General features: G+C 55.8%; 10 protein-coding genes and 2 pseudogenes. 4 read left to right on the forward strand and 8 right to left on the reverse strand.

The window, feature by feature from the left end; all coding sequences use genetic code 11:
* From NI18_RS25990 to NI18_RS22735, 4 genes and pseudogenes are all read right to left on the reverse strand, one after another.
* Positions 1-311: pseudogene (locus NI18_RS25990) on the reverse strand (hypothetical protein); the annotation flags it as partial.
* A 66-nt stretch (positions 312-377) separates the two neighbouring features.
* Positions 378-1,715, reverse strand: coding sequence for a phage portal protein (locus NI18_RS20635; RefSeq protein WP_084215377.1), 1,338 nt, complete (start codon positions 1,713-1,715; stop codon positions 378-380).
* A gap of 109 nt (positions 1,716-1,824) precedes the next feature.
* The gene (locus tag NI18_RS20640) at positions 1,825-3,339 is read right to left on the reverse strand and encodes a terminase TerL endonuclease subunit (RefSeq protein ID WP_052149397.1); all 1,515 of its coding nucleotides are present in this window, start codon (positions 3,337-3,339) and stop codon (positions 1,825-1,827) included.
* A gap of 2 nt (positions 3,340-3,341) precedes the next feature.
* A complete protein-coding gene (locus NI18_RS22735) occupies positions 3,342-3,674 on the reverse strand; it encodes a phage terminase small subunit P27 family (protein ID WP_052149398.1) in 333 nt (110 codons plus the stop codon).
* A 140-nt stretch (positions 3,675-3,814) separates the two neighbouring features.
* Between NI18_RS22735 and NI18_RS20650 the strand changes: the two genes are divergently transcribed.
* Positions 3,815-4,075 (forward strand): hypothetical protein, encoded by a 261-nt coding sequence (locus NI18_RS20650; RefSeq protein ID WP_037533093.1) that lies wholly within the window; start codon positions 3,815-3,817, stop codon positions 4,073-4,075.
* 233 nt (positions 4,076-4,308) lie between these two features.
* Here NI18_RS20650 and NI18_RS27560 read toward each other — a convergent pair whose 3' ends face one another.
* The 3 genes from NI18_RS27560 to NI18_RS20665 are packed head-to-tail and all read right to left on the reverse strand — an operon-like array spanning position 4,309 to position 5,155.
* Positions 4,309-4,626, reverse strand: a complete 318-nt coding sequence (locus tag NI18_RS27560; protein WP_037533103.1) for an HNH endonuclease — start codon at positions 4,624-4,626, stop codon at positions 4,309-4,311.
* Positions 4,623-4,919: a hypothetical protein gene (locus tag NI18_RS20660; RefSeq protein WP_037533105.1), complete on the reverse strand. Its 297-nt coding sequence runs from the start codon at positions 4,917-4,919 to the stop codon at positions 4,623-4,625. The genes NI18_RS27560 and NI18_RS20660 overlap by 4 nt, the downstream gene beginning before the upstream one ends.
* A complete protein-coding gene (locus NI18_RS20665; RefSeq protein WP_037533107.1) occupies positions 4,916-5,155 on the reverse strand; it encodes a hypothetical protein in 240 nt (79 codons plus the stop codon). Before NI18_RS20665 ends, NI18_RS20660 begins: the two co-directional genes overlap by 4 nt.
* Positions 5,156-5,241: 86 nt before the next feature.
* Here NI18_RS20665 and NI18_RS20670 point away from each other — a divergent pair, with 86 nt between their 5' ends.
* The 3 genes from NI18_RS20670 to NI18_RS20680 all read left to right on the forward strand — a co-directional run bounded on the left by NI18_RS20670 (position 5,242) and on the right by NI18_RS20680 (position 6,650).
* Positions 5,242-5,508, forward strand: a complete 267-nt coding sequence (locus tag NI18_RS20670; RefSeq protein WP_128082367.1) for a hypothetical protein — start codon at positions 5,242-5,244, stop codon at positions 5,506-5,508.
* 66 nt (positions 5,509-5,574) lie between these two features.
* A complete protein-coding gene (locus NI18_RS20675) occupies positions 5,575-6,090 on the forward strand; it encodes a hypothetical protein (protein ID WP_037533110.1) in 516 nt (171 codons plus the stop codon).
* A gap of 272 nt (positions 6,091-6,362) precedes the next feature.
* Positions 6,363-6,650: an IS5 family transposase gene (locus NI18_RS20680; protein ID WP_052149399.1), complete on the forward strand. Its 288-nt coding sequence runs from the start codon at positions 6,363-6,365 to the stop codon at positions 6,648-6,650.
* An 88-nt stretch (positions 6,651-6,738) separates the two neighbouring features.
* Here NI18_RS20680 and NI18_RS20685 read toward each other — a convergent pair.
* Positions 6,739-6,992: pseudogene (locus NI18_RS20685) on the reverse strand (ATP-binding protein); the annotation flags it as partial.

Here is a 6,992-nt window from a genome sequence, read left to right on the forward strand (position 1 = left end):
TCGGCAGGCCAGCGCGCGGGGTGACACCGGGGCGACCCTTGCGGTCTTTGCGCTGGCGCTCGGGCAGGTTTGGCTTTTTGTCCGGCGCTCGGCGGTATCGAGGAATTGTCCGGCGTCTTCGGCGGCTTGCCCAGCTTGTCCTCCAGCTCGGCCACACGCCTCTCAAGGCGCGTGATGGATGCCGCCTGAGTCTCTACCAGGGCGCTTAACTCCGCAATTCGCGCGGCCTGAAGCGAAATAACTTCCGCCTGCGCCAGCACCAGCGCGACCAGCTCATCATGCGAAAGCGCTCGGACGGCTTCGACGTTCATGAGGATTCTGAATCAGCAAGCGCGCAACGGCGCAAGCAAAATCCGGCAGCCCCACCCAACCTCGGACTATGCAGCCCGTGTCACGCCGCCTGTGTTACCGCCGCAAGGGGGTGAGCAGATACCTCCATTGTCTTCCTCGTTATTCTGGGGGGTTTCTTCGGTAGCTGCCTCATTCGCCGGAACGGCAGGGGTGGCGGGTGCAGGCGTGCTACCAAGCGCTGTGGTGGCGCTCTGCATGTAAAGCTTGTCGCCATGTGGCTTCGCTTCGCGGTTATCGAGTGCGCGAGCTTCGTTCGGTGTGAGTAGCGCCGAGTTGACGGCACGCGCCAAGGCTTCCATTCGTGACAAAAGATCACCACGAACCAGCGCATCTACATTGAATTCGACATAGTTGGTTGTGTTGCGGATACCGAACAGCTTTAGATTAAGTTCCTGTTCGAGCATCTTGACGATCGGAAGGATGGTCTGCTGCGCGAAGTTTAGGTTCTGCTGCTCGACATTCGAGTAGGTGCCGGTAGTAAGATCGTGCAGCATTGCAGGCGCGACATTGAAGATTCGGCTCGCCTCGCTGACATTGAACCGCCGAAGCTCAATCATCTGCTGCTTTGACGGATCGAAGCCAAGGCTTTCGAGCTTGAAACCGGTGGGCATCGGCAAGACCGTGCGCTTACGATCCTTGGACGACTTGATAGCGCCCATAATCTGCTCTGAAGCGCGGTCGTTGGATGCTGGTGAGGTGCCGGGACCAGTCAGAGTAAGAGGCGGAACACCACCATTCGCAAATAGCTCTGTTGCATACTCTTCAGCGGCAATCATCGAGCCGATAGTGTTACGGTGAACGATGATCGGTGCGTAAGCCTCGATGCCATCGGATTTTAGCGAAGGTGCGAAGTCAATAATGTCGTTCGCTTTGTAGACCGTGGAACCGATGGTGTAAGTTCGAACAAGTTGGTTGTTTTCGATTTTCTGGTCGATCTTGACCAAGGTTTCATCAACCGGCACGAACCCGCGCACTCGCTGAACTCGGTCGCGTAGAATAATCGCGATGCCGCGCCCCTTTGATCCCGCGAACGCACGCCAGACCAGCATCTTGAAGAACACGGACTTCGAATGAACATCGTTCGCCCGATCATGAATGACCGAATAGAGCGGGTCGTTCGTAGCCTTGGTAGGCTGTCCGTCTTTATCGACTTTGTAGAGATGAAGCGGAAGATGGCCGATGGTCCCGGCGATCAAGTTGACCGCTTGCCAGATAGCCGGGACACCAAGTGCTGACTCTTCGTTTACATCGATACCAGCCGCGCTTTTACGGCTTGCGTCGAACCAGTTCGCCGGGTCGGACAAGCTGCGATTAGGGTTTTCAAGGGATCGGCGTTCCCCGCTTCCAAAGATATTGAACAACATGCCAATATTTAGCTTGGCATGTCGGGTGGCTGTCGGATCAACGCAGGGTCAAAACCCCATCATCTTGAAGTTTGGATCATCCCAAGGGTTTGTAGGTGCTGCTTCAACTCTATCGAGCGCCTTCAGTCCAAGTGCCATTGCCAGAGCTACAGCGCCATCGATACGAAACCGAGACGCGTTTTTTATCAAGTTTACGGTTACCGGCTGCGTCTTGATCGACCATTGCGTTCGCTACACACATATTCGTGAGCGGGTTGCCATCGTGCTTTAAATCATTCGTGAGAACGGCGATTTCGAATGCGTTCACAGCGGGCGCAAAACCTACGAAGCCCTGCCCCCAAGGGACGATACGAAGGTGACCACTCGTGTCTTCCGCCGCAACGAACCCTTCATCGTCGAAGGTTCGCAGGACTTCAGCCATTCGGTTACGGTCGTAAGCCATGCCGCGAACATCGTATTTGCCGCATAGCTCGATAATCTTCTTCGCGATCAAGCGAGGGTTGATGACGCGTCCGGGTGCTGCGATTAGGTGACCCTGCTTTGCCCATAGATCGTAACGAGCGCGGTCTCGCCGTGTATGGTCTTCGATCAGCCCTTCGGGCTTCCAATACCACGCCTTCACGCGGCTACCATCGTTGACCGATGTCGCCACCAGCGCCGTAAGATCGGTGGTCTTCGACATGTCGAGGCCAAGGTAGATCGGCTCCTTATCCGCATATTCGAACGGGTCGATCGTCGCTGCTTTCCAATCGCTATTTGCGATCAAGGGAGCGTGCAACGATACGCGCTGGTTCAGATAGAGAAGGCGAAACTCTGCCTCTTCAGACGGCAGGCGAACCGCTCGCTTGGCCATCACCCGCATCTCGTCCAGTGATCGAAAGTCCCCAAGCGCCGGGTTAGCCTTTAGCCACTGCGCTTCGTCCAATAGCTCGCAATCGTCATCGGCGGCATAGAGGTGGCACACCACCGAGGGATCGGACGAATTGAGACCGTCATCGATCATTTCAGACAGGGGGTGTGTCGGATCGTTGTTCTGCGTGCTGATGGTCAGAAACAGCGGCTCTTTACGCGCACCCTGACTGGTCAGCAGGACCGATAGAAGGTCGCGGTTTCGAGCCTGTGCGAGCTCGTCATAAACCACGAAGGACGGGTTCAAGCCATGCTTGGTCCCGGCTTCGGCCGATAGTGCAATGAACTTCGAACCTTCTGCCTTGATACCGCTCGTCTTTACATGGATCGTCTTGGTAGAGACGGTCACTTCAAGGTATTTTTGAAGAGTCGGCGAAGCTTTGATCATTCGAACAACGGCGTTGAACACGATGCCAGCTTGCGCACGGTCGTTCGCCGCGCTGTAGATTTCTCCATTAAGTTCAGCTTCCGGCCCGATAAGGTGGACCAGTATCAATGCGGCGGCAAGTTCGGTCTTTCCTTGCTTACGCGCAAGACTGAACACCGCCCTTCGAACGAGCCGATTGCCAATCTCATTAATGGGCGAGTAGACATCCTCGATAAAGCTCTTCTGCCAACCACGAAGGTGGAAAAACTTTCCCGCATCGTCCCCGATCGTGATTTTCAGCTTTTGGATGAAATCGATAACCCGCTGTGCACGGGCGGTATCGCGCACAGTCAGTGGATCAGGTCGCCGAACTCGTCGCCACCCTGACTCCCATTATCTGCGTTAAGGTGCTGGCGGCTGACTGGATCGAGACCCAGCTTGGCACCAAGCGTCGCCATAAGGCGCGCGGCATCGCTCTGAACGGCGAACCAAGGGCTAATCTTGGTCTGCCCGGTCGATCCAGTGACCTCGATGTCACCACCAGAGATTTTGCTGGTGGCAAGCTGATGCGTGCTGACTGCCTCGCAATACGCGGCAAGCGCGAAGCTGTCGGTGCTCGCGAAGACGCCGGGGGGCATCGCCAGTATCAGCCGCTTCCAAATCGTCTTGGCGCGATTGGACATGACGGTAGGGGGTAACGGTAGGCCAGACGGCTTCGGCTCTGCCTTGTTCAGGGGCCGCTTACCGGGATTGCCTGAAAGCTCTTTGACCTTTGTGGGCTTGTGTGATCGTGCCATGCCATATTTAGTTGAAGGGGGCAGGTATGACGGACAAAGACGGCTCGAACGGCAAAGACGACAAGGGTTCACCAGTGCTTGAGAGCGTCGTGGCTTTCGTAGCGACTTGGGGAATTCTCGTATTTTATCTTGGCCGAAAGGGGATGATATTCGGTTGGGTTCCGGCGATCGTGATCGCGCTATTATTTCGACCGATACTTCAGTTGTCCGGCACTTCCGACAGTGCCAAGGGATGCCTTGTCTTCTTAATCGCGGGGTTCGGTGCCGCAATCTGGTTCTACTTCTAAAAAACCGGAAGAATTACGCGGAATCACGCGCGAATGGGGACGAGCGGTGGGGAAGAGGATGCCCCTCAACCTCGAACCACCCCCTACCCTGTCGGGTTCGATGCTGCCGGGTCCGCAGGCGTGGCCTGAACGGATACCCGGCAGAGGGTCGAGCTAACGGACCGATGACACGAGGCCACCGGCCCGCCCATGCGCTCATCTTTATTTAGCTAAAACTATTATCGGCACGCCGTTCACCGGTTTGATGGATGCTTGGGGTCAATCGGATACCCATCCACATCGACCGCGCTGCTAAAGCCTGCATTCTCTTCACGCTGCTTGGCGCTATCGTGACATACCTTGCATAGGCTCTGTAGATCGCCTTCGAAGAACAGCACATCATCACCCTTATGCGGCTCGATATGATCGGCCACGGTAGCCGAGACAAACTTACCCATCCGTTCGCAGTATGCACATAGGGGATAGGCGGATAGCTGTGCGGCCCGCCTGCCCTTCCATGCCTTGGTATCGTAGAGGTGATGATAGGCTTTAGCCTTGGCGTATCTGGTCACTCTGCCCCGGTAGCAGGAGGAACCACCAGCCCGGTCGAGCTTGCCATAAGCTCGCGCTTGGTCATGTTGCGGCGTCCTACGATGGCGTCGAGCGTGCCGTCCATGCCGTAGCCACCCGGTAAGCCGTCAAGCTGTTCGGGCTGCATAGAATGAACCGCGAAGTAGCGAATAAGACGCTCGCTCAAGTTGGTTAGCTGGATACGGCGTGTGTTCTCGCTGTTCTCCTTCGGGTTCCATGTCATCATCTCCTCGATGATGATTGCGGATACATTGTCTGCTGTAGGCTGCATCACTTGCTGCCTCCCTTTAGCGAAAGGATACCAGCGTAAACGCTTATCGATCCGAGACCGAAGCCGCACACGGATAGCAGCGCGAGAAAACCAACGGCATATCCGTTAGCGAGTATCGCGGCGAAGGTGTCAAGATCGCGCCCCCAAGTTTGGAGGAAGGCTGATAGGCCAGCGAAGATCACGCTGATGGAATAAAAAACCACCGCGTGTTTGAAGTCTGATAGGTCGGGACTCTTCATGGGATAACCTCGATTGTTTGAGCGAAGATATTTATCCCCATCGATGAGATTGATGTTTCCCGATTCAGTGATACATAAAGGTGATGATGACCGTTCTCACCCTCGCTGGCCTTGCCTTCTTCGGCGCTGGTGCTGTGCTATGGTCGAACAAGCGCACGATGTTGAAGAACGCCATGGCGCGTGATGGCTTCAAACCGCACGAAGTCCGCAAGGCGTTGAGGCTGTATGATCGGAACCAGCAAGCCGAGCTTATGGCGCATTGCCGTAGCGTGGTAGAGCGGAACAAGAAGCCGACATCGAGGGATTGGACGAAGGCAGAGAGCTATCACGATGTGAACGCGCTGACTCCGTAGCCTACTGCCCGCTTGCAAACTGCAAGTGAACCGGGTCTGCTGCCCTCACAGGATGGGGGATGGTCGATGAACTTTCGAAGCTTTGCGTTCGGTTTTGCGGTCGCCGCGATAATAGCCATTGCTGGCGGATTGTGGCTGGCGAAAAAGCTCGGTGATCAGCCAATACGATGGATGCCTAAAACCTATTACGATGACGGTGATATCCGCACGGAAGGCACGGGATACGCCGTCGCCGAAGGCACCCTAATTGGCGAAGACATGAATGGTAATACCTTCCTGCATATTGAATGCCGGAACGAACAGAAGCGGTGTCGGATCAACGAGCTTTCGTCATTGGGTTCGAATAGATCGGTTTTTCTCTACAATGATGACTGGCCTATCACGAGTTGGAATAAGGATGTGATTGTTGCCGAGTCACAGCCGGTGCCTACGGCTTGCAGTCGCGTAAAACTGGTGATCATCCGTCAGGCTCAAGTCATACAGTATAACCGCATACCACAGGAGACCCGTGACGCGGAACGATGCAAGGCTATAACTAATAAGTCGTTCAAGTGGACTCTTGAGGATCAACCCTCCCTGTAAGCCAATATTTTGTGATGGGCTCAAGGTCTTCTTTAAATACAAATGGGTCATTAGTAACCGCCAACTCGGGTCCAAACACATCCGCTAAGTTATACATTTTATCTCGGAGAGACTTTTCCAAAAGTAGGACTTCGTCAATATCCTGCTGCTCAGGGTCCTTACCGTCCGCTATTATCGCGTTCAGCCTATGCTTTAGAGCCCGACCGAAAATTGAGTTGAGCGATTTCAGTAGCTTGTGATTCACCGGGGGTTGCGAAGACCACGAGGATCACATGGGCTGGACTGAAACCGCTCGGCGCGAGCATGACAGAAGCGGGCTGCGCTATGCAAGCGACTGCACCGATGAGGAATGGGCTGTCGTCCGGCCATTATTGAGGCGGACTTCTCGGGTGGGGCGCCCGCGCAAGCACAAGGCGCGGACCCTGTGGGATGCGATCCAGTATATCGCATCGACAGGATGCCAATGGGCGCAACTGCCGAAGGACTTCCCGCCCTTCACAACGGTGCAGTATCATTTCTTGTCAACGGCGGAGCAAAAGCAGGCCAGCGGGGCGGAGTAAAAGCAGGCCACCTGAGGCGTGCGCTGACGATATGAAAAGGGCCCCGATCGGGGCCCTTTTCATATCGTTGCCGTCCTCGGTCTGAGTGTCAGGAAGATAGTATCTCACCGGTGTCCGGGTCGGACAGGACGCTGGCCTGGTTTTGCTCCGCCCCGCGGCGCCGGCGTCCGGTGGACTGCTTGAGGCGGTAGCTGTCGCCATTCATGGTCAGGATGGTGGCGTGGTGGGTCAGCCGGTCGAGCAGCGCGCCGGTTAGCCGCTCGGAGGCGAGCACCTGCGTCCAGTCTCGAATGGCAGGTTCGAGGTGATGATGGTCGAGCCGCGCTCGTAACGCTGCGACAG

This window comes from Sphingomonas sp. Ant20 (assembly GCF_000783375.1).
GTDB lineage: Bacteria > Pseudomonadota > Alphaproteobacteria > Sphingomonadales > Sphingomonadaceae > Sphingomonas > Sphingomonas aerolata.

What these genes read in the sequence shown, in the direction of transcription:
- NI18_RS20635 (WP_084215377.1), bottom strand. Translation starts at nt 1,715, where the DNA reads ATGTTGTTCAATATCTTTGGAAGCGGGGAACGCCGATCCCTTGAAAAC.
- NI18_RS22735 (WP_052149398.1), bottom strand. Translation starts at nt 3,674, where the DNA reads ATGTCCAATCGCGCCAAGACGATTTGGAAGCGGCTGATACTGGCGATG.
- NI18_RS20650 (WP_037533093.1), top strand. Translation starts at nt 3,815, where the DNA reads ATGACGGACAAAGACGGCTCGAACGGCAAAGACGACAAGGGTTCACCA.
- NI18_RS20665 (WP_037533107.1), bottom strand. Translation starts at nt 5,155, where the DNA reads ATGAAGAGTCCCGACCTATCAGACTTCAAACACGCGGTGGTTTTTTAT.
- NI18_RS20670 (WP_128082367.1), top strand. Translation starts at nt 5,242, where the DNA reads ATGACCGTTCTCACCCTCGCTGGCCTTGCCTTCTTCGGCGCTGGTGCT.
- NI18_RS20675 (WP_037533110.1), top strand. Translation starts at nt 5,575, where the DNA reads ATGAACTTTCGAAGCTTTGCGTTCGGTTTTGCGGTCGCCGCGATAATA.
- NI18_RS20680 (WP_052149399.1), top strand. Translation starts at nt 6,363, where the DNA reads ATGGGCTGGACTGAAACCGCTCGGCGCGAGCATGACAGAAGCGGGCTG.